The organism is Streptomyces sp. NPDC058701, assembly GCF_042715295.1.
GTDB lineage: Bacteria > Actinomycetota > Actinomycetes > Streptomycetales > Streptomycetaceae > Streptomyces.
Genome location: NZ_JBHXSY010000004.1, coordinates 297,439 through 321,038, shown reverse-complemented (window position 1 = coordinate 321,038; position 23,600 = coordinate 297,439). Strand labels below are relative to the sequence as shown.

The following is a 23,600-nucleotide window of genomic DNA, read 5'->3' as shown; positions in this document are numbered from 1 at the left end:
GTGCGTGACGCACCGGGCCGGCCCTTTCGCCGTGCTCGGCACGGTGCCGGGCGCCCCGTTCCCGGCGCCGCGCTCAGCCCGTGGCGGCGAAGCGGACGCGGCCGCCGACCTCGACGGTGCCGTCCGGGCCGGGCGCGGTGAGGATCTGGGAACCCGCGCCCTGGGTGATGTTCAGGGCCCGGTTCAGCTGGACCGTCAGCAGGATGGCCGCCGAGCCGGTGGCCTCGTCCTCTACGACGGCCCCGTCCGGGCGGCGCGGGAAACCGCGGGCACGCACGCGGCCCGCGGTCTCGTCCTCCCAGGCCCAGGCGTACAGCCAGCCCTCGCCCGGGGGCGGGGCGGGCAGCGCCTCGACCTCGGCCGCGCTCGCGTACTGCTCGGTGCGCTTGCCCTCGACCCACTCCGGGCGGGCCGTGATCCAGGTGAACTCCCCGTCGTCACGCGCCCATACGGAGCCCGCCGGCGGCTGCAGCTCCTCGATGTCCAGCAACCACGCGACCCCGACCAGCGGGTGTCCCGCGAAGGACATCCGGGCGCCGGGGGTGCGGATGTCGACGACTCCGCGCTCGGGGTCGTCGACGAACACCGTCTCGCTGTAGCCGAGTTCGGCGGCCAGGGCCTGCCGCGACGCATCGTCGGGGCAGGTCCGGCCGTCGCGTACGACTCCGAGCGGGTTGCCGTACCGGCCGTCACCCGCGCAGAAGACCTTGAGGACGTCGAGATCGTTCACGCGGGCATTGAAGCACGGCTCAGTTCCGGGCCGTGCGGCGACGGCGGGCGAAGTACACCGCGCCCGCGCCGGCCGCGATGACCACGCCGGAGGCGCCGAGCAGGGTGCCGGCCGGGATCTCGGCGCCGGTGGCGGCGAGGTTGCCGCCGACCGAGCCGCCGCCGACGGAGCCTCCGCCCGCGGTGCCGCCGGTACCACCGGTACCGCCCGTGGAGGAGGAGCCGCCGGTCGAGCCGCCCGTGGCCGGGAGGACGGCGTCCTCGTCCACGGCCACCGAGAAGCTCAGCGGGTCGACGGCGTCGCCGGCCTTGTACAGGGAGCCGGTGGTGTCGTTGGCGAAGACCGCCGCGCCCTGGGCGGTGAAGGCCGCCGGGACGCCGCCGAGGGTCAGCACGCCGCCCTTGGTCCTGTAGTCGGTCTTCGACAGGTCGAGCGTGGCGAACGGGACGGCCGTCTTGCTGCCGGAGGCGTTCTCGACGTCCATGTACAGGGTGCCGGTCTTGCCGGTGGCCTCGACACGGGGGTTGCCGAAGCTCATGTCGATGCCGTGGCCGGTGTACTGGAAGCGGAGGCTGCCCTCGAAGGAGACGTTCAGCTTCTGCTTCGCGGCGTCGAGCTCGCCCTCGGCGAGGGCGAAGTCGTACAGGTCGCCGTTCTGGGCGGCGCCGCCGGACGGGGTGACGGAGCCCGCGCTCAGGACGTACGTGCGGAAGGACCCCTTCACGCCCCAGGTCAGCTTGGCGCTGAGGACCTTCTGCGCGCCGGCCGGGGCCGTGGGCTGCCCGGTGGCGGTCGCGGCGGGCGTCGCCGCCGGCTTCGTCGCGGTCGGCGGCGCGGTGGGCGTCGGCTTCGTCGCGGTCGGCGTAGGAGTCGGCGTGGGGGTGGGGGTCGGCGTGGGGGTGGGGGTGGGGGTGGGGGTCGGCGTGGGGGTCGGCTTCGGCTTCTCGAACTCCAGCTTGGCGGTGAGCGGGTCGCCGAGCTTGCCCTCGTAGCCCGCCGAACCGAGCGCGTCCGCGGCCTCCTTGGTGAGGGTGGTCGCGAGCTTGTCCATCGCCTGACCGCCGAAGGCGACCGCGGCGAGCGGCACGTCCTGGGCGGTGTCCGCGCCCTTGGTGACGTCGGCGGTGAGCTTCTTGGTGCCGGTGTCGATGCGGAAGTCGGAGAGCTTGACCGTGAAGCCGTGGCCGGCCGGCGGGGCGGGCGAGGAGAAGGTGACGCTGCCCTGGAAGGCGGCCTTCACCACGTGACCGGCGGTCGGGTCGTACTGGCCGGTGGCCCCGCCGAACCGGAGGGTCCCGTCCGCGTTGGCCTCGGCGCCGTCGGCCGGGGTGACGGTGCCCTTGGCCATCCCCGTCACGTACGCGCGGTAGCTGGCGAGGACGCCCCAGTCGAGGGTGCCGCCGATGATCTTCATCGGCGCCGTCGGGGCACCGCCCGCGTGCGGGGCCACGGCCGGGGTGCCGGCGGCCGTGGCGGGCAGGACGAAGGCGGTGGTGCCCAGGGCGGCGGCGGTGAGGATGGCGGCCGCGACGGCTGTCGGGCGACGGGTGGACGACATGGCGGGGTACTCCTGGAGCGAGGGGAAGGGGAAGGGGAAGGGGGTTTTGCTACTGCGCGTCGGTGGGCGCGGGGCCGTCGGCGGGCGCGGCGTCGGCCGCCGCCGCACGGCGCTTTCGCACCACCGGGAAGGCCGCGCCGCCGACCAGGACCAGCAGGGCCACGGCGAGGGCGGCGTACAGCCCGGTGTTCGAGGGCTCCGCCGCCCGGGCGGCCGGAGCGGGGGCGGGAGCGGGGGCCGACGGCGCCGGAGCGGGCGCGTCCGTGGAGCCCAGGTCGGGGAGGGCCGGGAGCTTCGCGGTGGCGTCGAGGGCGACGGCGAGCGAGACGGGGTCCATCTCGGTACCCGCCTTGTACATGGAGTTGAAGGCCCGGGAGCCGCCTTCGGTGAGCGTGGCAGGGGCCTCGGTGAGGGTGGCGAGCCCCCCCTCGGTCTTCAGGCCCTTGGCGTCGAACTCGACCAGCGCGACGGCGGGCAACGCGACGCTGCCGGTGGTGACGTCGGCGGTCAGGACGCCCTTGCCGTTCTCCACCCTGACGCCCACCTTGCCGAGCGCGAGGTCCAGGTGGGCCCCGGTGAACCGGACGCTGCCCGCGAAGGCCGCGTCAAGGGTGCCCTTCTGGCCGTCGTACGTGCCCTTGCCCCGGGGGAAGCGGAACAGCGCGCCGCCGTCCTGGGCGCCCTCGGCGAGGGTCCACTTGCCCTGGCCGATGGAGCCGGTGACGTACTCGCGGAAGGTGCGCCGGACACCCCAGTCGACGGCGGCGTCGCTGAAGGCGCCCGCCGTCTGCGGGGTTTCGGCGGAGGTGCTCGGCTGCGCGCTGGGCGAGGCGGCGGGCTGCGCCGGGCCGGCGGCCGGGGCCTTGACGTCGGCCGAGAGGGAGACGGCGTCGAGCTGTGCGCCGGCCGCGTAGTAGCCCGCGAAGGCCTGGGCGCCCTGGGCGGTGAGGGTGGCCGGGACGCCGGAGAGGGCGATCGGGGTGCCGCCGCCCTTCATGTCGATGCCGCCGAGGCCGAGCGAGGCGAAGGCGACCTGGGACTGGTTCGTGACCGCCCCACTGCCCTTGGCCCTGCTGGAGACGTCCACGTACAGCGTCCCGCGACCGCCGGAAATCTTGACGGTGGGGCGGCTGATGGTCATGTCCAGCTCGTTCGTGCCGTCGGGCCGCTGGTGGCCCTGGAAGGTCACCCCGCCGCTGAAGGAGGCGCTGAACTCACCGCTGTCCGGGTCGTAGGACCCGGCCGCCGAGTGGAAGCGGAAGAGGCTGCCGCCGACGGTGGCGGCGCCGCTCTTCAGCTTGAATCCGCCTTTCGCGATGGGCCCGGTGACATAACTCTGGAACGACGATTTGATGCCCCAGTCCAGTCGGCCCCCCTGCACGGCACGGTCGGCGGCCTGGGCGGCGGTAGCGGGAAGCAGGACACCCAACAGGGCCGCACTCAGGGCGAATGCGAACAAGCAGGCGGGCCGTGCGGGCATGAAGGTCCCTCCGGGAGCTAGCAACTGAGGTTAGGCTAACCTAAGCTAACTCTGCCCGGATATGGAACCCCGCCGGTCGTCAAAAGTTCAACAGTCAGCCAGGCAGTCAGCCGGCCGCCCGAACAGGACGGTGCATTCGTGCCTTCGCCCGCCGCGTCATCCCGCCTCTCCCGCACGCGCCTCGCCCTGACGGCCGCTCTGGTCGCCCTGGCCCTGGCCGTGACGGGCTGCGGGGGTACGGCCACGCCCGCGGGCACGCCCGCCCGCTCCGCCCCCTCCACCCCGGACCGGGTCGAGCCCCTGTCCCCGCCACCCGCCCCGGTCCTGCCCGTCACCGTGCCCTCGGTGGACGGAGCCCGGGTCACGGTCGCCTCGGCGGACCGCGTCGTCCCGTTGACCGGCAGCCTCAACGAGATCGTCCACACCCTCGGGCTCGGCGAGCAGGTCGTCGCCCGGGACATCACCGCCACCTTCGAACAGGCCGCGCAGCTGCCCGTGGTGACGCGCGGCCACGACGTCTCCGCCGAGAGCGTGCTCTCGCTGCGCCCGACGCTGGTGCTCGCGGAGACCACCAGCGGACCGGCGGAGGCGATCCGGCAGATCCGCGACGCCGGCATCCCGGTCCTCGTCATCGCCCCGGCCAAGAGCCTGGAGGACGTACCGAAGCGCATCGACGCGGTCGCCGCCGCGCTCGGCGTCAAGGAGGCGGGCACGCGGCTGAACCAGCGCACCGCCGACCGGATCGCCGCCGTCCGCGAGGACGTTCCGGCCGCCTCCGGCACGAAGCCCCGCGTGGCCTTCCTCTACCTGCGCGGCACCGCCTCCGTCTACCTCCTCGGCGGTTCCGACTCCGGCGCCGCCTCGCTGCTGGAGGCGGCCGGCGCGGTCGACACGGGCAAGGACTCCGGCCTCGGCAAGGACTTCACCCCGATCACCAGCGAGGCTTTGGCGGCCGCCGCCCCCGACGCGATCCTGGTCATGTCCAAGGGCCTCGAATCGGTCGGCGGCGTCGACGGCCTCGTCAAGATCCCGGGCGTCGCCCAGACCCCGGCCGGCATGGACCGCCGGGTGCTCAGCGTCGACGACGGCGTCCTGCTGAACTACGGTCCGCGCACCGACCAGGTCCTGGCCTCCCTCGTCGCCCAGCTCTACGGCAAGGGCGCCTGACGTGCCCCAGCCCCACACCCCCCACCCGACGAACACCACCCCCGAACCCACCTCCGAACCCACCCCCGAACCCACCCCCGCGAAGGCGGAGGCCCCGGCCCGAGCCGGACACGCCGCGCCCGTCACGCAGCGGGCCGCCGGGTCCGGGCGGGTGCCGGGGCGCTCCCCGCAGGGTGCCGAACACTGTGCCGCGTCACTGTCCGACGCCCCGTCACGTTCGGCATCCGAGGAGACGCCCCGGCGCCCGCCCGGACCCGGCACCCCCGCCGCCCCGGACCCCGGCGCCCCGGACCCCGCCGGACCCGAACCCGGCACCCCCGGACCCGGCACCCCCGGACCCGGCACACCCCGACCCGGCACCCCCGGGCCCCCCGCCGCCCCGCGGAAGCCCCGCCGCCGCAAGGCCCTGCTGCTCACCGCGGCCCTGGTCGCCGCCCTCCTCGTGCTCGCCCTGGTCTCCGCCGGCACCGGCGCCTACCGCATCCCCCTCGGTGACGTCCTCGCCTCCGTCCAGCACCGCGCCGGGCTCGGCGGGGCGCCGCTCGACCGGGTCGGGGAGAGCGTGCTGTGGAACGTACGCCTCCCCCGCGTCGTCCTCGCCCTGCTCGTCGGCGCCGGCCTCGGCTGCGCGGGCGCCCTCATGCAGGGCGTCTTCGGCAACCCCCTGGCCGAGCCCGGCGTCATCGGGATCTCGGCCGGAGCCGCCGTCGGCGCGGTCGCCGCCATCGGCCTCGGGCTCAGCTTCTTCGGCAACTGGACGATCACGGTGTGCGCCTTCGTCGCGGGTCTGATCACCGTCAGCGCCGTCTACCTGCTCTCCCGCAACGGCGGCAAGACCGAGGTCGTCACCCTCATCCTCACCGGCATCGCCGTCAACGCCTTCGCCGGCGCCCTCATCGGCCTGTTCGTCTTCTTCGCCGACAGCGGCCAGGTCAACCAGATCACCTTCTGGCAGCTCGGTTCCCTCGCCCAGGCAACCTGGCCCAAGGTCCTCGCCGTCCTGCCCTGCGCCCTGGCCGGCCTGCTCGTCGCCCCCTTCTACGCCCGCCGCCTCGACCTGCTGGCCCTCGGCGAACGGCCCGCCCGCCACCTCGGCATCGACGTGGAGCGGCTGCGCCTCGTCCTCGTCCTGGTCGTCGCCCTGCTGACCGCGGCCGCCGTCGCCGTAGCCGGCGTCATCACCTTCATCGGCCTGCTCGTCCCGCACCTGCTGCGCATGGCCAACGGCCCCGGCCACCGCTTCCTCGTCCCCGGCAGCGCCCTCGCCGGCGCGGTCGTCCTCGTCGCGGGCGACCTGGCCGCCCGGACCGTCGCCCAGCCCGCCGAGCTGCCGCTCGGCGTACTGACCGCCCTGATCGGCAGCCCGTTCTTCTTCTGGCTGCTGCGCCGCACCCGCCGCAGGCAAGGAGGCTGGGCGTGACCAGCAGGCTGACCGGGCTGCTCTCCCGGAAGAAGCGCACCGTCCCGGCCCGGCCCGCCCCCGGAGCGGTCCTCGCCGAGGTCACCGGCCTGCACGTACGCCTCGGGCAGCGCGAGGTCCTGGCCGGCATCGAACTGAGCGCCCGCGCCGGGGAGGTGCTGGCGCTGGTGGGCCCGAACGGCGCCGGCAAGTCCACCCTGCTGGCGGCGCTCGCCGCCGACCTGCCCGCCGCCGCCGGTGAGATCCGCATCGACGGCCGGCCGGTGGGCGACTGGAGCGCCGCCGACCTCGCCCTGCGCCGCTCGGTGCTCCCCCAGTCGGCCGCGCTGTCCTTCCCCTTCCCGGTGGAGGACGTCGTACGGATGGGCCGGGCGCCCTGGGCGGGCACCCCGTTCGCCGAGTCCGACGAGGAGGCGGTGGCCGCGGCCATGGCCGCCACCGAGGTCGCCGACTTCGCCGGACGCGCCTTCTCCGCCCTGTCCGGCGGCGAGCGGGCCCGCGTCGCGCTGGCCCGCGTCCTCGCCCAGCGCGCTCCGCTGCTGCTCCTGGACGAGCCCACCGCCGCCCTCGACCTGCGCCACCAGGAGCTCGTGCTGCGGATCTGCCGGGAACGGGCGGCCGCCGGGGACGCCGTGGTCGTCGTCCTGCACGACCTGGGGCTGGCCGCGGCCTACGCGGACCGGGCCGCCGTCCTGCACGACGGGCGGATCGCGGCGGACGGGCCGCCGTCCGAGGTCTTCGGGGACGCCCTGCTGAGCCGGGTCTACCGGCAGCCCGTGGAGGTCTTCGCGCACCCCCGCTCCGGCGCTCCGCTGGTGGTTCCCGTCCGCGCGGCGGCTTCCTCGCCGTGTCCTCCCGGGCAAGGCGGCGCCCGACCGTGCTCCAGCTGACCGTGCGGGTGCTGTACCCGGTTCCGGTCCTGACCCTCTTCCTGACGGGGACTCGCCCCCCGCGGACACCGTCCGCACCGACGGCCGCGGCGCCCGCCCCGCCCGCGGGCGCCGCACAGGGCGGCTGACCCGCTCCGGGGCCGGTCCGGCGGGGGGCTGCGCCGTCAGGGGATCCGTACGCCCGCGCCGCCGACCCGTACCCGCGGGTCCCCGGCGCGCAGCTCCACGGTGAGCACCCCCGGGCGCCCCATGTCCTCTCCCTGGTGCAGCGTCAGCACGGCGTCCTGCGGGACCAGGCCCAGCTCCCGCGCGTACGCCCCGAACGCCGCGGCCGCGGCCCCCGTCGCCGGGTCCTCGACGACGCCGCCGACGGGGAAGGGGTCCCGTACGTGGAACTCCGCCGGGCCCGCCCGGTGCACCAGCTGGACCGTGACGAGGTCCAGGCGCCGCATCAGCGCCTCCAGCCGGGCGAAGTCGTAGTCGAGGTCGGCGAGCCGGGCGCGGGTGGCGGCGCCGAGCACCAGGTGCCGGGCTCCGGCGTAGGCGATCCGCGGCGGGAACGCCGGGTCCAGGTCCGCCGCCGGCCAGCCGAGCGCGGCCAGCGCCTCGGCGAGGTCGGCGTCGGCGATGTCCTCGGTGTGCGGCTCGACGCTGGTCAGCACGGCCCGCAGCCGGCCCTCCGCGGAGGTGACCGAGACCGGAACGGTCCCGGCCCGCGTGGCGAACAGCAGCTCCCCGGGGCCGATCCGCTCGGCCAGCGCCACGGCGGTGGCCACCGTGGCGTGCCCGCAGAAGGGGACCTCGGTCTTGGGGCTGAAGTAGCGCACGGTGAAGGCGCGGCCGGGCTCGCCGCCCAGCCCCGGCGGGGGCGCGGTCAGGAAGGCGGTCTCGCTGTAGCCCAGTCCGGCGGCGATCTCCAGCATCGCGGCGGCGTCCAGCCCGGCCGCGTCGGGCACGACCCCGGCGGGGTTGCCGCCCGCCGGGTCGTCGGAGAAGGCGGTGTAGCGCAGCACTTCGGTCGTCATGACCCGCTCAACCTCCGCCGCCCGCACGCCATTCCCGGTTTCGCACCCCAGCCGCCTCAACTGCTCAGGCGCCCCAGCCGCCCCAGTCGCCTCAGCCGCCTCAGCTGCCCAGCTGCCTCAGCTGCCTCAGCCGCCTCAGCCGCGCCCGACGTACGGCATGTTCGTCGCCATCACCGTCGCGAACTGCACGTTCGCCTCCAGCGGGAGCTCCGCCATGTGCAGCACCGTGCGGGCCACGTCGGCCGCGTCCATCACCGGTTCGACGGCGAGCTGCCCGTTGGCCTGGAGGATGCCCGTCTGCATCCGCTCGGTCATGTCGGTCGCCGCGTTGCCGATGTCGATCTGGCCGCAGGCGATGCGGTACGGGCGTCCGTCCAGCGACAGGGACTTGGTCAGGCCGGTCACCGCGTGCTTGGTGGCCGTGTAGGCGATGGAGTGCGGGCGCGGCACGTGCGCCGAGATGGAGCCGTTGTTGATGATCCGGCCGCCCTGCGGGTCCTGCGCCCTCATCTGGCGGAAGGCCGCCTGGGCGCACAGGAACGCGCCGGTCAGGTTGACGTCGACGACGGAGCGCCAGGCCTCGTAGGTGATGTCCTCCAGGGCGACGCCGCCCGGGCCGAAGGTGCCGGCGTTGTTGAAGAGGAGGTCGAGGCGGCCGTACCGCTCCCGGACCGCCCCGAACAGCGCGGTCACGTCGCCCGGATCACTCACGTCCGCCCGTACGGGGAGCACCTCCGCGCCCGCTCCCGCCGCCGCGGCCGTGTCCTCCAGCGGCCCGGTCCGGCGGCCCGCCGCGGCCACCGCCCAGCCGGCCGCCGCCAGGGTGAGGGCCACGGAGCGGCCGATCCCGGAGCCGGCCCCGGTCACCACGGCGATCTTCTTCCCACGTTCGTTCATGGGGCCGCAGGCTACGTCACACCGGGCGCCGGCCTCCGGACGTTCCGACAGCTGAGAGCATGGGTCGGTCAGGGGTCAGAAAACAGACGAGATGACTGGAGTTCCGCATGTCGGAGAGAGGCCCCGCGACGGCCCCGTCGCACGAGTCGTCGCCCGAATCCACCTCCGCCCCCGCGGCCACCGCACCCCTGACGGCCGCCCGCCGCACCGGTCTGCTGGTCACCTTCATACTCGGCGGGCTGACCGCTCTCCCGCCGCTGTCGATGGACATGTACCTGCCGGCCCTGCCGCAGGTCACGACCGCGCTGAACAGCCCGGCCGCGACCGTGCAGCTCACCCTCACCGCCTGCCTCGCCGGCATGGCACTGGGCCAGCTCGTCATCGGCCCCATGAGCGACAAGTGGGGCCGCCGCAGGCCCCTGCTGGCGGGCATGGTCGTCTACGTCCTCGCCACCGCCATCTGCGCGCTGGCCCCGACCACCGAGCTGCTGATCGCCTTCCGGCTGCTCCAGGGCCTGGCCGGCGCGGCGGCGATCGTCATCGCCCGGGCCGTCGTGCGCGACCTGTACGACGGGGTCGAGATGGCCCGGTTCTTCTCCACCCTGATGCTCATATCCGGGGCCGCCCCGATCGTCGCCCCGCTCATCGGCGGCCAGGTGCTCCGCTTCGCCGACTGGCGCGGGGTGTTCGTCGTCCTCACCGCCGTGGGGCTGGTGCTCACCCTGGTCGTGTGGCGCAGGCTCGACGAGACGCTGCCGCCCGAACGTCGGCACACCGGCGGCGTCGGTTCGGCCCTGCGCACCATGCGCGGGCTGCTCGGCGACCGGGTCTTCGCCGGCTACACCCTGGCCGGCGGCTTCGCGTTCGCGGTGCTGTTCTCGTACATCTCCGCCTCCCCCTTCGTGGTGCAGGAGATCTACGGCGCCTCGCCGCAGACGTTCAGCCTGCTCTTCGGCCTCAACTCCGTCGGCCTGATCATCGTCGGCCAGGTCAACGGCAAGCTGCTGGTCGGGCGGGTCAGTCTGGACAAGGCCCTGGCCGTGGGCCTCGGGGTCATCACCGCCGCCTCGGTGGCGCTGCTGCTGATGTCGACCGGCGTGTTCGGGGAGGTCGGGCTGGTCCCGGTGTCCGCCGGGCTGTTCGTGCTGATGTCGGCGATGGGCCTGGTGCTGCCGAACACCAACGCGCAGGCGCTGATGCGGACCCCGCACGCGGCCGGCTCGGCCTCGGCCCTGCTGGGCACCTCCTCGTTCCTGGTCGGGGCGATCGCCTCGCCGCTGGTCGGGATCGCGGGCGAGGACACGGCCGTGCCGATGGCGGTGGTGCAGCTGGTGTGCTCGCTGCTGGCGGTCGGCTGCTTCCTCGGGATGTGCCGCCCCTGGCAGGCCCGCGAGGCGCAGGCCGCGCAACCGGCCGGGTAGGCGTACGGGTACGGGACCCGCGCCGGGCGGCCGGGCGGCCCGGCGTGCGGCCCGGGGCCCCGTGGGGGCGCCGTAAACTTCGCGGGTGAACGCCACCACCCCCACCACCAGCGCCGAGACCCTCCGCAGCGTGCTCGGCGGGCTGCTCGACGGACTCCCGCCGAAGCAGGCCACCGCCGCCGTCGAGCGGCTCATCGCCAGCTACCGCGGGGAGACCCCCACGGACGTGCCCGTCCTGCGCGACCGCTCCGACGTGGTGGCGTACGCGGCCTACCGGATGCCCGCCACCTTCGAGGCCGTACGGGCGGCCCTGGACGCCCTCGCGCTGGCGGCGCCCGGCTGGTCCCCCGCCTCGCACGTGGACGTGGGCGGCGGTACGGGAGCCGCGACCTGGGCGGTGGACGCCACCTGGGACGGCCCCCGCGCGACGACGGTGCTGGACTGGGCGGAGCCCGCCCTGGCCCTGGGCCGGGAGCTGGCGGGGGCGTCCTCCTCGGCGGCGCTGCGCGCGGCCGGGTGGCGGCGGGCCGTCATCGGCTCCGGGCTGGCCGTCCCCGACGCCGACCTGGTGACGGTCTCGTACGTGCTCGGCGAGCTGACCCCGCAGGCGCGCACGGCCGTCGTCGCCGAGGCGGCGCGGGCCGGGCAGGCCGTGGTGCTGATCGAGCCGGGCACACCGGAGGGGTACCTGCGCGTCCGCGAGGCCCGCGAGCAGCTGATCGCGGCCGGGATGCGGGTGGCCGCCCCGTGCCCGCACGACGGGACCTGCCCCATCGAGGTCGGCCAGGACTGGTGCCACTTCTCGGCGCGCGTCAGCCGGTCCTCCCTGCACCGCAAGGTCAAGGGCGGCTCCCTCGCGTACGAGGACGAGAAGTTCAGTTACGTCGCCGCGACCCGCTTCCCGGTCGAGCCGGCGGCGCACCGGATCACGCGGCGGCCGCAGATCCGCAAGGGGCTCGTCCTGCTGGAGCTCTGCGGTCCGCAGGACGGGGACGCGCCGGGCCTGACCCGGGCCACCGTGACCAAGCGCCACGGCGACCTCTACAAGGCGGCGCGGGACGTCGACTGGGGCCGGGAGTGGCCGCCGGCCCCCTAGGGAGTGCCCGGCCGCCCGCGCCGGGCGGCCGGGGAGCTGCCCGCGGCCGGCGGCGCGGGCAGCCGTGCCCGGCGCTAGGGCCGCAGCTCCTGGGTGCAGCACTTCACGCTGCCGCCGCCCTTGAGCAGCTCTCCCAGGTCCATCGGGACGGGCTCGAACCCCCGGTCCCGAAGCGGCCCCAGCAGTCCGGTGGCCGCCTGCGGGAGCAGGACGTGCCGACCGTCGGAGACGGCGTTCAGGCCGAGCGCGGCGGCGTCCTGCCCGTCGGCGATCAGCGCGTCCGGGAAGAGGCGCCTGAGCACGGCCCGGCTGCCGGGCGAGAACGCGTCCGGGTAGTACATGATCTCGTCGCCGTCCAGCACGCTGAGCGCCGTGTCCAGGTGGTAGTAGCGCGGATCGACCAGGTCGAGGCCGATGACCGGGCGGCCGAAGAACTCCTGGGCCTCGTCGTGCGAGAGCGGGCTGGAGCGGAAGCCCCGCCCGGCCAGCAGGTAGCCGGCGGTGACGGCGAAGTCGCCCTCGCCCTCGTTGACGTGGGCCGGCTCGTGGACGTCCCGGTACCCGTGGGAGCGGAACCAGTCGAGGTGGATGGCGGCCTCGGCGGTCCGTTCCGGGTGGGCGAACCGGGCGCCGAGCACCCGGCCGTCGACGACCAGGGCGCCGTTCGCCGCGAAGACCATGTCGGGCAGCGCGGGGTCCGGTACGAGGGTTTCGACCGTGTGCCCGAGCGAGCGGTAGCGGTCCCTCAGGTCCTCCCACTGGGCGAGGGCGAGCGGCAGGTCCACCGGTTTCGTGGGATCCATCCACGGGTTGATGGAGTAGGTGACCTTGAAGTGTGCCGGTGGGCACATCAGGTAGCGCCGGGGTGTGGCGTCTCTGCGCAAAGAAGGCTCCTCACGACTTGCACGACTACGCGTCGCGTGTGGAGAGAATCGTCTCCCCTCCGGGGGAACGGCGCAGCCACCTGACCGGGTGGTTCAAGGGAGCGCCGGGAAAAGACGAGACGTCTCGGGTTGGTACGTTCCCCGCATGACCAAGACCCCTGACGCCGCCCGCCGCAGCGACCGCTCCCGGCGCGCCATCCTCGACGCCGCTCTCGCCCTGGTCGGGGAGGTGGGCTACAACCGGCTGACCGTCGAGGCCATCGCGGCCCGCGCCGGGGTCGGCAAGCAGACCATCTACCGGTGGTGGCCGTCGAAGGCCGCGGTCCTCCTGGACGCCTCGCTGGCCCTCGCCGGGGACGCGGAGACGGAGGGCGGCTGGACCGGCTTCCCGGACACCGGGGACCTCGCGGCCGACCTGAAACACGTGCTGCGCGCGACCGTGGACGAGTTCGGCGACCCGAAGTACGAGGCCCCCGCACGCGCCCTGGCCGCCGCCGGGGCGACCGACCCCGGGCTCGGCGCCCGTTTCGCGGAGCAGCTGCTGGAGCCGCAGCTCGCGCTGTACGAGGAGCGGCTGCGCACGGCGCGGGAGGCGGGCCGGCTCGCGCCGGACACGGATCTACGCCTGACGGTGGAGATGTTGCTCGGGCCGTTGACGTACCGCTGGCTGCTGCGCACGGGTCCGCTCACGCACGCGTACACCGACGCGCTCGTGGACCGGGTGCTGGGCGGGGTGGCAAACGTCACCGAGGGTTAGGCGGGGCGGGAGGGACGAGAGCTCGGGAACATATGCCCGAATCATGCGCTTATCCTAGGGTTGTCCACTGCCCCTCCTCAGCCCCCCGGTTGAGGAGTCCGGTCACCCGGGGCGCAGGATGGTGGGAGCATGGAAACGTCTGCCGGGTTAACGGTTCGGTTTGGTGAGGGGATAGATGGGGTCTGAGTCCGGCCGCGTCCAACGCGGCGAGAGCAGGATGTCCCAGTGGCTGCGCCGGCGGCAGAAACCCACCGCCGAGGATCCCGGACGCGAGCGCGAGGCGCTCCTCTTGGCCGTCGCCGCCGCCGGCTTGCCGCTCTCCCCCGCGGCCCACCCCGTCGGCTACCGGTGTTCGTGCGACCGGATCGGCTGTCCGACGCCCGCGCGGCACCCCGTCTCCTTCGCCTGGCAGACCCAGTCCACCACCGACCGCGCCCAGGTCGAGCGCTGGGCCCGCAACCAGCCCCAGGCCAACTTCATCACCGCGACGGGCATGGTCCACGACGTGCTCGACGTCCCCCTCGAAGCCGGCGCCGGCGCTCTGGCCCGCCTGCTGGAGGCCGGGATCGACGTCGGTCCGGTCGCCGAGTCCGGCGGTACGGGCGACCAGGCACGGATGCTGTTCTTCACGGCCACCCGCGGCACCCCCGAGGACGAGGACGAGTGGTGGCCCTGCGAACTGGACTGCCACCCCGAGACGATGGACGAGCACCCCGGGCTGCGCTGGCACTGCCGCGGCAGCTACGTCCTGGTGCCGCCGGCGGCCCTCCCCGGTGACGAGGCGGTGACCTGGCTCCGCGGCATCGAGCACCCCCTCCCGGACCCGCTGACCCTGCTGGAGACCCTGACCGACGCCTGCGCCCAGTACGCCGGCGCCTCGGACCAGGTCCCGGCCACGGTCGCCTGGCCGCTCGGCCGCGCGTAGCCCCTGCGGACAGCGAGCCGGTGACGCGCGGCCCCGTCGGACGGACGGGGCCGGGCGGTTCCGGCGTACCGGATCAGCGGGTCAGTGGATCTGGGACACGACCACGTCGAGCGACCAGGCCTTGCCGGCGTTCGCGGGCGCCTCGGCCTCGACGGTGTAGTCCAGGTCCCGCAGGGCCTCGACCAGCTCGGCGGGCCCGGCCGGAACGGCCCCCGCCAGCAGCAGGTCCCGGACCATCCGGCCCTTCGTCGCCTTGTTGAAGTGGCTGACCACCGACCGCTTCTCCACGCCGTCGACGATCTGCGCGTGCAGCACCCGCACGGTCGCGGTCCGCCCCGCCACCTCGCCCTTCGGTTTCCACGCGGACGCGTACGCCGACGAGCGCAGGTCCAGGACCAGGCCCTCCCCCGCCGCGCTCGGCAGCACCTCCGCCATCGGACCGCGCCAGTACGCGCCGAGCGCGCCCAGCCCCGGCAGCTTCACGCCCATCGAGCAGCGGTACGAGGGGATGCGGTCGGTGACCCGGACCGCGCCCCACAGGCCGGAGAACACGAGCAGCGCGTCATCGGCGAGCTTGCGCGCCTCCGGGGTCAGACCGGCCAGGTCCAGGGCGTCGTACAGGACGCCCGTGTAGACCTCGCCCGCCGGGCGGGCGGCCGCCGTGCGCAGCTCCGCGTTCTTGGCGACCTCTCCGCGCAGTCCCTCGCTCAGGCCCAGCACCTCGCGCGCCGCGGTGTCGTCGCCCGCGCCGCACAGGGCGACCAACTCCTCCAGTACCGCGGCACGGGCCGGGGCCAGTCCGGGCAGCGACAGCGACCCGGGGTCCAGCGGTGCGCCGGAGCCGCCGGCGGCCTTTCCCTCGGAGGGCGGCAGCAGCACGAGCACGGTGGTTCTCCTTCGGTACGACACGGCGCAGGGGATGCGGCCCCGGAGCCAGGGTAGACGGCTCGCCGTGCCGCCCCGGCCGGACGGCCCTACGCTCGGTCCATGCCACGCCGTCACCTGCACATCACCGGCGCAGACGGGGCTGCCCTGCGGGCGGCGCTGCGTGACCTGCGGACGAAGCCGGAGGTGCCGCAGGAGTTCCCGGCCGACGTGCTCGCCGAGGCGGAGCGGGCCGCCCGCGATCCCCGGCTGCCGGAGTACGACGCCACCGGGCTTCCCCTGTTCACGATCGACCCGCCGGCCTCCGTCGACCTCGACCAGGCCATGCACCTGGCGCGACGGCCCGGCGGCGGCTACCGCGTGCACTACGCCATCGCCGACGTCGCCGCCTTCGTCACCCCCGGCGGCCCGCTCGACGCGGAGGCCCACCGCCGGGTCACCACCCTGTACTTCCCCGACGGCCGGGTCCCGCTGCACCCGGCCGTGCTCTCGGAGGGCGCGGCCAGCCTGCTGCCCGACCGGACCCGCCCGGCACTCCTGTGGCGCCTCGACCTCGACCCGGACGGCCGCACCGAGGCCGTCGACGTACGCCGCGCACTGGTCCGCAGCCGGGCCAAGCTCGACTACGACGGCGTCCAGAAGGCCATCGACACCGGCACCGCCGAGGAACCCCTCGCCCTGCTGGAGGACATCGGCCGGCTCCGCGAGGCCCTGGAGCGCGAGCGCGGCGGCATCTCGCTGAACGTGCCCGAGCAGGAGGTCGTCGGGCACGACGGCACCTACCGCCTCGCGTACCGCGCCACGCTGCCCGCCGACGGCTGGAACGCGCAGATCTCCCTCATGACCGGCATGGCCGCCGCCGACCTGATGCTCGCCGCCGGGACCGGCATCCTGCGCACCCTGCCCGCCGCGCCGGACGGCGCCGTCGGGCGGCTGCGGAGGGCGGCGAAGGCCCTGGGGATCGACTGGCCGCACCACGTCCCGTACGCCGAACTCGTCCGCTCCCTCGATCCGCACCGCCCGGCCCACGCCGCCTTCCTCCAGGAGTGCACCACCCTGCTGCGGGGCGCGGGCTACACCGTCTTCACCGGCGGCCAGACCCCCGATCCGGCGGTCCACGCGGCGGTGGCGGCCCCGTACACGCACTGCACGGCGCCGCTGCGCCGGCTGGTCGACCGCTACGGCGGCGAGCTGTGCGTCGCGGCGGCCGCCGGGGCCGGGACGCCCGAGTGGGTGCTGTCGGCGCTGGCGGCCCTGCCGCGGGAGATGGCCGAGGGCACGCGGCGGGCGAACGCGGTCGAGCGGGAGTGCGTGGACCTCGTGGAGGCCGCCCTGCTCAGGGACCGCGTCGGGGAGTCCTTCGAGGCGACGGTGATCGACGTCCGGGAGCGCGAGCCGCTGGTCGGCACGGTCCAGTTGGCGGATCCCGCGGTCGTCGGCCGCGTCGAGTCCACCGGGCGGGCGCTTCCGCTCGGCGAACGCGTCCGGGTCCGGCTGACGGCGGCGGACCCCGGCACGGCGAAGGTCCTGTTCGCCCTGGCCTGAGCCGGCGCGGGCGGCGGCGGGACGGGGTGGCGTGCCGGCGGGGTCCGGGGCCGTCAGGCGGGCTGCCGCAGGGCGCCCACCAGGGCGCGCGGGTCGTCGGCGTGGAAGCGGACCGTACGGGCCTCGCCGCGCCCGCCGAGCGGACGGGTGAAGGGCAGGGGCCGGTTCAGCTCCACGGTCACCGAGGTCTGGCTGCCGACGATGAGGTCGAGCACCCCGTCCTCGGAGAGGCTGACGAGCCGGCCCTCGGGGTAGCGCCGGTCGACCCGGACCGAGGCCACCGCGTCCGGCGGGACGGCGAGGTCGAAGAGGGCTCCGTACCGGATCCGCAGGGAGCCGTCGGGGCGCACCACGTGCGGCCGGGTGACGCAGGCGGCGTGCAGGGCGAGGACGAACGCGATGCCGTACAGGTCGAGCACCAGCACCACCCGGTGGACGATCGGCCAGGGGATGAGGAGGGCCAGGGCCACCGTCTCGATCACCGACACGAAGACCAGGCCGTACATCATCGCCGTCTGGGGTCCGGTGTACGCGGCGGCGACGTCCCCGGGGCCCACCCCGTGCCTCCCGCGCAGCGCCCACCGGCCGAGGGAGCCGGCGGCGCGCAGCTCGTGGACGAGCAGGCGGCGCACCGCCACCGGCACCACCTGCCGCAGCGCCGACCGCCGGGCCGCCCGGCGGTCCTCCCCGCGGGCGCGGGCGGCGGCGTACAGGGAGCGCAGCACCCAGGCCTCCAGCAGCAGCACCGCCAGGACGAGGACCTCGGCGCCGGCCAGCGCCCAGCCCGGCGGCCGGACACCGGCCACCAGGCACACGGCCAGGGCCAGTTCCCCCGGCAGGACGGCGGCGACCGCGATCCGCGCCGCCCGTACGCCCCGTGACCGTTCCCGCGCCCGGTCCCCTGTTCCGCCGCCGTTCATCCCCGGCCCCTCTCCATGAACGCTTCCATGAGCAGGCGGACGACCTCCGCCTGCGCGGGCGCGTACTCGGCGAGCAGCGCTTCCTTGAACCCGGTCACGACCGCCCCGTCGGCGGGGACCGCGGCGAACAGCTCGTCGGGGACGGCCGCCAGCAGGTCGGCGGCGAGCGGGCCGATCCGCGGATCGTCGGCGGGGGCCTCGGCGAGCGCGTCGAGGCGCTCGTACAGTGCGAGCACCGCCGGGTCGGCGGCCATGGTGCCGAGCACCTCGTACACCTCCCGGCCGCCGGTGCCGGTGGTGTCCAGCAGCGTCAGGTACTCGCGGTCCAGGGCGGCGCTCGGCGAGGCCGTCTCCGGGGCCCGCGCCAGCAGCGCCGCGAGCGCGGGAGAGACGGGCCCGGTGTCGCCGGGCGGCTCCGCGAGGAGCGCGGCCAGCCGCAGCCGGCGCTCCCGCAGCGCGGTCTCCTGCCGTGCCAGGTCGGCGTCGAGCTCGGCCAGTACGTCGGCCAGCTCGCGCCCGGCGTCGTCCGCGAGCACGTCGCGGACCTCGTCGAGGCTCAGGCCGAGCTCGGTGAGCCGGCGCACGCGGGCGAGCAGGACGGCGTCGCGAATGCTGTAGGCCCGGTAGCCGTTGGGGCGCCGCTCCGGTTCCGGGAGCAGCCCGACATGGTGGTAGTGCCGGATCGCCCGGGTGGTGAGCCCGACGAGCGCGGCGATCTCTCCGATCCGCATGTCCTCCAGTAGAAACCCTGCCGCTGCGTCAAGGTCAAGGCGGGGCGCGGCCCCGGGTAGCATGGTCGGCACGACAGACGAGTCGGCCGGGCGGCCGCGTCGGGGTCTCCGGATCCCGCCGAGGAACGTCCGGGCTCCACAGGGCGGGGTGGTGGGTAACGCCCACCCGGGGTGACCCGCGGGACAGTGCCACAGAAAACAGACCGCCTGCGGCTTCGGCCGCCGGTAAGGGTGAAACGGTGGTGTAAGAGACCACCAGCGCCTGGGGTGACCCAGGCGGCTAGGTAAACCCCACCCGGAGCAAGGTCAAGAGGATCCGTCCCCGGACGGGTCTGCGCGAACGCTTGAGGGCTGCCCGCCCGATGTTCGCGGGTAGACCGCACGAGGCCGGCGGCAACGCCGGTCCTAGATGGATGGCCGTCTCCCCGGCGACCGCGAGGTCTCCGGGAGACAGAACCCGGCGTACAGGCCGGCTCGTCTGTCGCTCTCCGCCCCGCCCCGGCTCACCCCGGGCCCGGGGCGGTTTTTTTCGCGCCCGCCTGGACGGAAGCCTGCGGACGGAGCGTCCAGTCAGCGGCGCGGTCGCCCCGTGGCCCGGTCCGGGCGCGCGACGAGGTGGCAGGATGACGCGGTGTCCGACTCTCTGTGTGAACCGTGGCTGCGCGGCATCGCCCTCAATCCGGCGGCGCCCTCCGACGTACTGATACGCCTGCTGGATCAAGCGGCCGGCGAGGTCGGCCTGCTGATGTGCAAGGACCGCGAGCTGCCCGACACCGTCATCGACGCAGCCCTCTGCCACCCGCAGTGGCGGATCCGCGGCGCGCTCGCCCGCAACCAGCACGTGGACCCTTCGCGACTCGCCCCCTTGGCAGCGGACCCGTCCGGACTCGTCCGCGCGCGGCTCGCCAACCCTCACCTCCGTCCCTGGCCCCGCCGGGTCCGGCCGCTGCCGGAAGACATCCTCCTCACCCTCCTGACCGCCCGGGACGGGGGCGAGGACGGCAAGGTCACCGCGGACGAGATCATCGGGGAGCTCGAGTCGTCCCGGCAGATCCCGCTGTCCTTCTTCCGCTCCATGGCCGGCAGCGAGGACCCCGAACTCCGGATAGCGGCCACTTGGCGGTGGGAGTCGCTCACCCCGGCGCAGCGGGCGGGACTGTTGGACGATCCCGACCCCGCGGTCCGTGAAGCGGCGAGGGACAAGGACTGGAAGCTGGATCCGGACCGGGTGGAGGCCGAGCTGCCGTCCATCCGTCCGAGCAGCAGGCCGTTCGTGCTCAGCAGGTGCGCTCTGTCGCCCGCGCTCGTCGAGCAGTGCTTCGCGGACGACACGGTGCACCCCCTGGCCCGGAACCCCCACACTCCGGCCGACGCCGTCGCCCGGCTCGCCCGGCATCCCGAGGCGACGGTCCGCGAGATGGTCGCCGCCCGGCCCGATCTGGGACCGGACCTGGTGGCGGAGCTGAGACAGGACCCGGACGAGGACGTGCGGATGCGCGCACGCCTCCACCCCTTCCCCCGCACCTGGGCCGAGTATCGCGTGATCGACCTGGTCATCGGGCACGGTCCTGAATGCTTCTGCCCGATCACCGAGCCGGACCCCGAACCGGCCACCGTGCCGTCACCCGACTGGTTCGCCGCCTGCGCGGTGTCCAGGGAACCAGTGCTCCGCCGCGTTGCGGCGAGCTGGTCCCGCCTGCCCGCGGCACTCGTCGGCAAACTCGCGCAGGACGACGACGAGGAGGTCCGGATCCGGCTGGCCTGCAACCACCCGTCGGCTCCGCCACACCTGCTCCTGGACGTCTTCGTCAGCCGCCCGGAGCACCGTTCGGACCTGCTGACGCTGCCCGGCTTCCCGCGCACCGGCCGGACCCACCTCATCGGCCACCCGGATCCCGAGGTACGAGCCCTGGCCGCGGCCGATCCCACCCTGCCCGAACCCCCGGTGGAAGACGCTGACGACTCGGTGTGCCGGGCCGCCGCCGCCAACCCGATCCTCACGCCCGAGGTCCTGGAAGCCCTCCTCACCGACCCCCGCACCGCTGAGGGCGCCGCAGCCAACCCGTCCCTCCCCGCCCCCCGGATGCACGCGCTCCTCGACCGCTGCCTGAACGGATCAGCCACCCCGCCTACGGTGACGGGACGCCGAGGGGCCCCGCCTGCGTGACGATCACAGGCGGGGCAAGCGACTGCTCCTGCGACTCGCGGCGGCGGGCGGGGGTCAGCGCAGGTGCGCGGTGTCGTTGAGCAGGCGGACCGAGGCGTTGCCGTCGGCGTAGTAGGCCACCTCCGACACCGAGGCCGCCGACAGCTCCATGCGGAACAGCGACTCCGGCGGGGCGCCCAGCGCCAGCCGGACCAGGATCTTGACCGGGGTCACGTGCGTGACCAGCAGCGTGGTGCGGCCCGCGTGCGCGGCCAGCAGCCGGTCCCGGGTCGCGGAGATCCGGCGGGTGGCGGCCGCGAAGCTCTCGCCGCCGCCCGTCGGGGCTGCCCGGGGCGAGTCCAGCCACGCCTGGAGGTCGTCCGGGAAGCGCTCCCGGACCTCGGCGAAGGTCAGCCCCTCCCAGGCGCCGAAGTCCACTTCGCGCAGGCCCTCTTCGACCGTCACGGTGAGCCCGAGGCGGTCCGCGACGGCCTGGGCCGTCTCGCGGCAGCGGCGCAGCGGGGAGCTGACCACGGACTGGACGGTGCCGCGGGCCGCGAGGGACCCGGCGACGGCCGCCGCCTGGCGACGGCCGGCCTCGGACAGCTCCGGGTCGGAGCCGCCGCTGCCGGAGAAGCGCTTCTGCGGGGTGAGGGCGGTCTCGCCGTGGCGCAGCAGCACGAAGGTGGCGGGGGTGCCCATGTCGGGGCCCCAGCCGGGAGCGGCCGTGCCCGGCGCCGACGTCTCCACCGTCCCGGGAGCGGACGACGCGTGCGCGCCAGGGCCCCCGCCCGTGCCCCCGCCCATGTCCGCGTCCCCGAACAGCGTGTCGGCCGGGGCGGGCTCCGCCGTCGCGCCGCCGCGCGTGCCGGTCCCGGCGGCGAGGGCGGCCCGTACCGCCGCCGCCCCGGCCGCGGCGTCCCCGACGGGACCCGACGGCGGCGGGGTGGCCAGGGCGCGGGCGGCGCCCCGGTCGAAGACGGCCGTGGATCCCGACGGCTCCCACTGCCTGCCGCGCTTGCCCGCGTCCATCGCCTCGTTGGCGAGCCGGTCCGCGTGCTTGTTCTTCTCGCGCGGGATCCACTCGTACGTCACCTGCGCGCGCGGCAGGATCTTCGCGGCCTCCGCCGCGAGCGGCTTCATGTCCGGGTGCTTGATCTTCCAGCGGCCCGACATCTGCTCGACGACGAGCTTGGAGTCCATCCGGACCAGCACCTGCACGTCCGCGGCGAGTTCGCGCGCCGCCCGGAGCCCGGCGATCAGGCCCCGGTACTCCGCCACGTTGTTCGTCGCGATGCCGATCGACTCGGCGCGCTCGGCGAGCGTCTCGCCCGTCGCCGGGTCGAGGACGACCGCGCCGTAGCCGGCGGGCCCGGGGTTGCCCCGGGAGCCGCCGTCCGCCTCCACGACGACCCGGACGGGCTGCTGCATCAGACGCCCGAGTCGGCCGTACGGACCAGGATGCGGCCGCAGTTCTCGTGGCGTACGACCTGGTCGCGCGGCTGGGCCTTGATCTCGTTGATCTCGGCCATGTCGAGCTCCAGGCGGCAGCCCTCGCAGCGGCGCTGGTACAGGCGCGCGGCGCCGACCCCGCCCTGCTTCACGCGGATCTTCTCGTACAGCGCCATCAGGGCGTCGGGCATGGTGCCGACGATGACCTCGCGGTCCTTCTCGATCTTGGCGACCTCGGCGTCGATCTCGGCGGTGGCAGCGTCGCGGCGCGCGGTGGCGTCCGCCGTCTCGGCCTCCAGGGAGGTGACCCGTCCGGTCAGGGCGGCGACCCGCTCCTGCGCGGCCTCCAGACGCTCCATGACCTCCAGGACCAGGTCCTCCAGGTCTCCCTGGCGCTTGGCGAGGGAGACGACCTCGTTCTGCAGGTTCGCCAGGTCGCGCGCCGAGACGCCGACGCCCGAGTCCAGCCGCTGCTGGTCGCGGGCGGCGCGCGTACGCACTTGGTCCACGTCCTGCTCCGCCTTGGTCTGCTCGCGCGCGGTGTCGCTGGCCTGGGTCTGGGCGGCGACGAGCAGGTCGCGCTGCTGGACGAGGTCCTTGGTGAGCGTGTCGAGCTCGGCGTGTACGGGCAGCGACTTGCGCTTGTGGGCGAGCTGAGACAGCCGGACGTCCAGGGCCTGGACGTCGAGAAGTCGGATCTGGTCGGCGGGCTCGGCGTTCAGTTGGGGGCTCCAGAGATAGAAGGGGTGCTCACGGACGGCGCGTGCGCCGTCCACGGGTCGGTGACCGTGCGCGAGACGTGGGTCCGCAGACCCCAGCCGTGGCGCTCGGAGATCGCGTCGAGCTGCGCGGCGGCCTGCTCGCACCAGGGCCACTCGGTGGCCCAGTGGGCGGCGTCCACGAGGGCGAGCGGGCTCTGCTCGCGGGCCTCGGACACGGGGTGGTGGCGCAGGTCGGCGGTCAGGAAGGCGTCGACGCCGGCGGCCCGCACCTGGTCGAAGAGGCTGTCGCCGGAGCCGCCGCTGACGGCGACGGTACGGATGACCGCGTCCGGGTCGCCCGCGACGCGGACGCCCTGCGCGGTGCGCGGCAGCCGGGCTGCGGCGCGGGCGGCGAACTCGCGCAGGGTCTCGGGGTGGTCGAGTTCGCAGATCCGGCCGAGGCCGCGACGCCCGGCCGGGTCGCTCGGGTCGGGCACGAGGGGTCCGGTGATCCGCAGGTCCAGGGCGCCCGCGAGGGCGTCGGAGACTCCGGGGTCGGCGGTGTCGGCGTTGGTGTGGGCCACGTGCAGCGCGACGTCGTTCTTGATCAGCGTGTGCACGACGCGGCCCTTGAAGGTGCCGGCCTCGACGGTGGTGGTGCCCCGCAGGTAGAGGGGATGGTGGGTGACGATCAGGTCGGCCCCCAGCTTCACCGCCTCGTCGGCGATCTCCTGGACCGGGTCGACGGCGAACAGGACGCGGGTGACCTCGGCGTCGGGGTCGCCGCAGACGGTGCCGACGGAGTCCCACTGCTCGGCCCGCGAGGGGGGCCAGAGAGCGTCCAGCGCGGCGATGACTTCAGAGAGACGGGGCACGGGCCAAGGCTACCGTCCGTGGCGACCGGCCCAAGGCCCCACCGGCCCCGGAGGCCGCGGGGCCGCCGGGCGGCGCGGGGCCTCCGGGGCCGGGT

Annotated in this window: 20 protein-coding genes, 1 other RNA gene and 1 pseudogene; 10 read left to right on the top strand and 12 right to left on the bottom strand. The window is 75.0% G+C overall.

Features of this window, described 5'->3' with window-relative positions:
- Positions 1-73 precede the first annotated feature (73 nt).
- From ACFWW8_RS06375 to ACFWW8_RS06365, 3 genes are read right to left on the bottom strand one after another with little or no spacing between them, the layout of a single operon-like run.
- Positions 74-730, bottom strand: a complete 657-nt coding sequence (locus ACFWW8_RS06375; protein ID WP_386524356.1) for a PhzF family phenazine biosynthesis protein — start codon at positions 728-730, stop codon at positions 74-76.
- A 19-nt stretch (positions 731-749) separates the two neighbouring features.
- Positions 750-2,288 (bottom strand): HtaA domain-containing protein, encoded by a 1,539-nt coding sequence (locus ACFWW8_RS06370; RefSeq protein WP_386524354.1) that lies wholly within the window; start codon positions 2,286-2,288, stop codon positions 750-752.
- A 49-nt stretch (positions 2,289-2,337) separates the two neighbouring features.
- Positions 2,338-3,768 (bottom strand): HtaA domain-containing protein, encoded by a 1,431-nt coding sequence (locus ACFWW8_RS06365; protein ID WP_386524351.1) that lies wholly within the window; start codon positions 3,766-3,768, stop codon positions 2,338-2,340.
- A gap of 138 nt (positions 3,769-3,906) precedes the next feature.
- Between ACFWW8_RS06365 and ACFWW8_RS06360 the strand changes: the two genes are divergently transcribed.
- The 3 genes from ACFWW8_RS06360 (at position 3,907) to ACFWW8_RS06350 (ending at position 7,245) form a co-directional block, all read left to right on the top strand.
- Positions 3,907-4,935, top strand: coding sequence for a hemin ABC transporter substrate-binding protein (locus tag ACFWW8_RS06360; RefSeq protein ID WP_386524348.1), 1,029 nt, complete (start codon positions 3,907-3,909; stop codon positions 4,933-4,935).
- A gap of 196 nt (positions 4,936-5,131) precedes the next feature.
- Positions 5,132-6,355, top strand: a complete 1,224-nt coding sequence (locus ACFWW8_RS06355) for a FecCD family ABC transporter permease (RefSeq protein ID WP_386524400.1) — start codon at positions 5,132-5,134, stop codon at positions 6,353-6,355.
- Between the two features lie 8 nt (positions 6,356-6,363).
- Positions 6,364-7,245 (top strand): heme ABC transporter ATP-binding protein, encoded by an 882-nt coding sequence (locus tag ACFWW8_RS06350; protein ID WP_386524397.1) that lies wholly within the window; start codon positions 6,364-6,366, stop codon positions 7,243-7,245.
- 164 nt (positions 7,246-7,409) lie between these two features.
- Here the strand turns inward: ACFWW8_RS06350 and ACFWW8_RS06345 are convergent, their stop codons facing one another.
- Together ACFWW8_RS06345 and ACFWW8_RS06340 are read right to left on the bottom strand one after the other, a co-directional pair.
- Positions 7,410-8,270, bottom strand: coding sequence for a PhzF family phenazine biosynthesis protein (locus ACFWW8_RS06345; protein WP_386524346.1), 861 nt, complete (start codon positions 8,268-8,270; stop codon positions 7,410-7,412).
- A gap of 135 nt (positions 8,271-8,405) precedes the next feature.
- Complete coding sequence (locus tag ACFWW8_RS06340) at positions 8,406-9,167, bottom strand: SDR family oxidoreductase (protein ID WP_386524343.1); 762 nt, start codon at positions 9,165-9,167, stop codon at positions 8,406-8,408.
- Between the two features lie 107 nt (positions 9,168-9,274).
- Here ACFWW8_RS06340 and ACFWW8_RS06335 point away from each other — a divergent pair, with 107 nt between their 5' ends.
- Both ACFWW8_RS06335 and ACFWW8_RS06330 read left to right on the top strand, forming a co-directional pair.
- The gene (locus tag ACFWW8_RS06335) at positions 9,275-10,588 is read left to right on the top strand and encodes a Bcr/CflA family multidrug efflux MFS transporter (RefSeq protein WP_386524341.1); all 1,314 of its coding nucleotides are present in this window, start codon (positions 9,275-9,277) and stop codon (positions 10,586-10,588) included.
- Positions 10,589-10,673: 85 nt separating this feature from the next.
- Entirely contained in the window at positions 10,674-11,684 is a 1,011-nt protein-coding gene (locus ACFWW8_RS06330) for a small ribosomal subunit Rsm22 family protein (RefSeq protein ID WP_386524338.1), read from the top strand.
- A 74-nt stretch (positions 11,685-11,758) separates the two neighbouring features.
- On the opposite strand, the pseudogene ddaH reads toward ACFWW8_RS06330, so the two are convergent.
- Positions 11,759-12,589 (bottom strand): annotated as a pseudogene (ddaH, locus tag ACFWW8_RS06325) (dimethylargininase); the annotation flags it as partial.
- 124 nt (positions 12,590-12,713) lie between these two features.
- Between ddaH and ACFWW8_RS06320 the strand changes: the two are divergent.
- Both ACFWW8_RS06320 and ACFWW8_RS06315 read left to right on the top strand, forming a co-directional pair.
- Entirely contained in the window at positions 12,714-13,325 is a 612-nt protein-coding gene (locus ACFWW8_RS06320) for a TetR/AcrR family transcriptional regulator (RefSeq protein WP_386524335.1), read from the top strand.
- Between the two features lie 175 nt (positions 13,326-13,500).
- Complete coding sequence (locus tag ACFWW8_RS06315; RefSeq protein WP_386524333.1) at positions 13,501-14,250, top strand: bifunctional DNA primase/polymerase; 750 nt, start codon at positions 13,501-13,503, stop codon at positions 14,248-14,250.
- Between the two features lie 81 nt (positions 14,251-14,331).
- On the opposite strand, the gene yaaA is transcribed toward ACFWW8_RS06315, so the two are convergent.
- Positions 14,332-15,135, bottom strand: coding sequence for a peroxide stress protein YaaA (gene yaaA / locus ACFWW8_RS06310; protein WP_386524330.1), 804 nt, complete (start codon positions 15,133-15,135; stop codon positions 14,332-14,334).
- A 102-nt stretch (positions 15,136-15,237) separates the two neighbouring features.
- Here yaaA and ACFWW8_RS06305 point away from each other — a divergent pair, with 102 nt between their 5' ends.
- Positions 15,238-16,680 carry an RNB domain-containing ribonuclease gene (locus ACFWW8_RS06305; RefSeq protein ID WP_386524328.1) on the top strand — a complete coding sequence of 481 codons (1,443 nt, stop codon included), beginning with the start codon at positions 15,238-15,240 and terminating at the stop codon, positions 16,678-16,680.
- 53 nt (positions 16,681-16,733) lie between these two features.
- Here the strand turns inward: ACFWW8_RS06305 and ACFWW8_RS06300 are convergent, their stop codons facing one another.
- Both ACFWW8_RS06300 and ACFWW8_RS06295 read right to left on the bottom strand, forming a co-directional pair.
- Positions 16,734-17,600, bottom strand: coding sequence for a hypothetical protein (locus ACFWW8_RS06300; protein WP_386524326.1), 867 nt, complete (start codon positions 17,598-17,600; stop codon positions 16,734-16,736).
- Positions 17,597-18,331, bottom strand: a complete 735-nt coding sequence (locus tag ACFWW8_RS06295; protein ID WP_386524323.1) for a MerR family transcriptional regulator — start codon at positions 18,329-18,331, stop codon at positions 17,597-17,599. Before ACFWW8_RS06295 ends, ACFWW8_RS06300 begins: the two co-directional genes overlap by 4 nt.
- A 78-nt stretch (positions 18,332-18,409) precedes the next feature.
- On the opposite strand from ACFWW8_RS06295, the gene rnpB reads away from it, so the two are divergent.
- An RNA gene (gene rnpB / locus ACFWW8_RS06290) (RNase P RNA component class A) lies at positions 18,410-18,812 on the top strand.
- Between the two features lie 150 nt (positions 18,813-18,962).
- The gene (locus ACFWW8_RS06285) at positions 18,963-20,498 is read left to right on the top strand and encodes a hypothetical protein (RefSeq protein ID WP_386524321.1); all 1,536 of its coding nucleotides are present in this window, start codon (positions 18,963-18,965) and stop codon (positions 20,496-20,498) included.
- A gap of 54 nt (positions 20,499-20,552) precedes the next feature.
- On the opposite strand, the gene ACFWW8_RS06280 is transcribed toward ACFWW8_RS06285, so the two are convergent.
- From ACFWW8_RS06280 to ACFWW8_RS06270, 3 genes are read right to left on the bottom strand one after another with little or no spacing between them, the layout of a single operon-like run.
- A complete protein-coding gene (locus ACFWW8_RS06280; protein ID WP_386524319.1) occupies positions 20,553-21,908 on the bottom strand; it encodes a bifunctional RNase H/acid phosphatase in 1,356 nt (451 codons plus the stop codon).
- On the bottom strand, positions 21,908-22,651 hold the full coding sequence (locus ACFWW8_RS06275; RefSeq protein ID WP_386524394.1) for a zinc ribbon domain-containing protein: 744 nt from the start codon (positions 22,649-22,651) through the stop codon (positions 21,908-21,910). The genes ACFWW8_RS06280 and ACFWW8_RS06275 overlap by 1 nt, the downstream gene beginning before the upstream one ends.
- Positions 22,648-23,505: a Nif3-like dinuclear metal center hexameric protein gene (locus ACFWW8_RS06270; protein ID WP_386524317.1), complete on the bottom strand. Its 858-nt coding sequence runs from the start codon at positions 23,503-23,505 to the stop codon at positions 22,648-22,650. The genes ACFWW8_RS06275 and ACFWW8_RS06270 overlap by 4 nt, the downstream gene beginning before the upstream one ends.
- Positions 23,506-23,600: the final 95 nt, after the last annotated feature.

What these genes read in the sequence shown, in the direction of transcription:
- ACFWW8_RS06370 (WP_386524354.1), bottom strand. Translation starts at nt 2,288, where the DNA reads ATGTCGTCCACCCGTCGCCCGACAGCCGTCGCGGCCGCCATCCTCACC.
- ACFWW8_RS06365 (WP_386524351.1), bottom strand. Translation starts at nt 3,768, where the DNA reads ATGCCCGCACGGCCCGCCTGCTTGTTCGCATTCGCCCTGAGTGCGGCC.
- ACFWW8_RS06345 (WP_386524346.1), bottom strand. Translation starts at nt 8,270, where the DNA reads ATGACGACCGAAGTGCTGCGCTACACCGCCTTCTCCGACGACCCGGCG.
- ACFWW8_RS06340 (WP_386524343.1), bottom strand. Translation starts at nt 9,167, where the DNA reads ATGAACGAACGTGGGAAGAAGATCGCCGTGGTGACCGGGGCCGGCTCC.
- ACFWW8_RS06335 (WP_386524341.1), top strand. Translation starts at nt 9,275, where the DNA reads ATGTCGGAGAGAGGCCCCGCGACGGCCCCGTCGCACGAGTCGTCGCCC.
- ACFWW8_RS06320 (WP_386524335.1), top strand. Translation starts at nt 12,714, where the DNA reads ATGACCAAGACCCCTGACGCCGCCCGCCGCAGCGACCGCTCCCGGCGC.
- ACFWW8_RS06315 (WP_386524333.1), top strand. Translation starts at nt 13,501, where the DNA reads ATGGGGTCTGAGTCCGGCCGCGTCCAACGCGGCGAGAGCAGGATGTCC.
- ACFWW8_RS06305 (WP_386524328.1), top strand. Translation starts at nt 15,238, where the DNA reads ATGCCACGCCGTCACCTGCACATCACCGGCGCAGACGGGGCTGCCCTG.
- ACFWW8_RS06300 (WP_386524326.1), bottom strand. Translation starts at nt 17,600, where the DNA reads ATGAACGGCGGCGGAACAGGGGACCGGGCGCGGGAACGGTCACGGGGC.
- ACFWW8_RS06295 (WP_386524323.1), bottom strand. Translation starts at nt 18,331, where the DNA reads ATGCGGATCGGAGAGATCGCCGCGCTCGTCGGGCTCACCACCCGGGCG.
- ACFWW8_RS06280 (WP_386524319.1), bottom strand. Translation starts at nt 21,908, where the DNA reads ATGCAGCAGCCCGTCCGGGTCGTCGTGGAGGCGGACGGCGGCTCCCGG.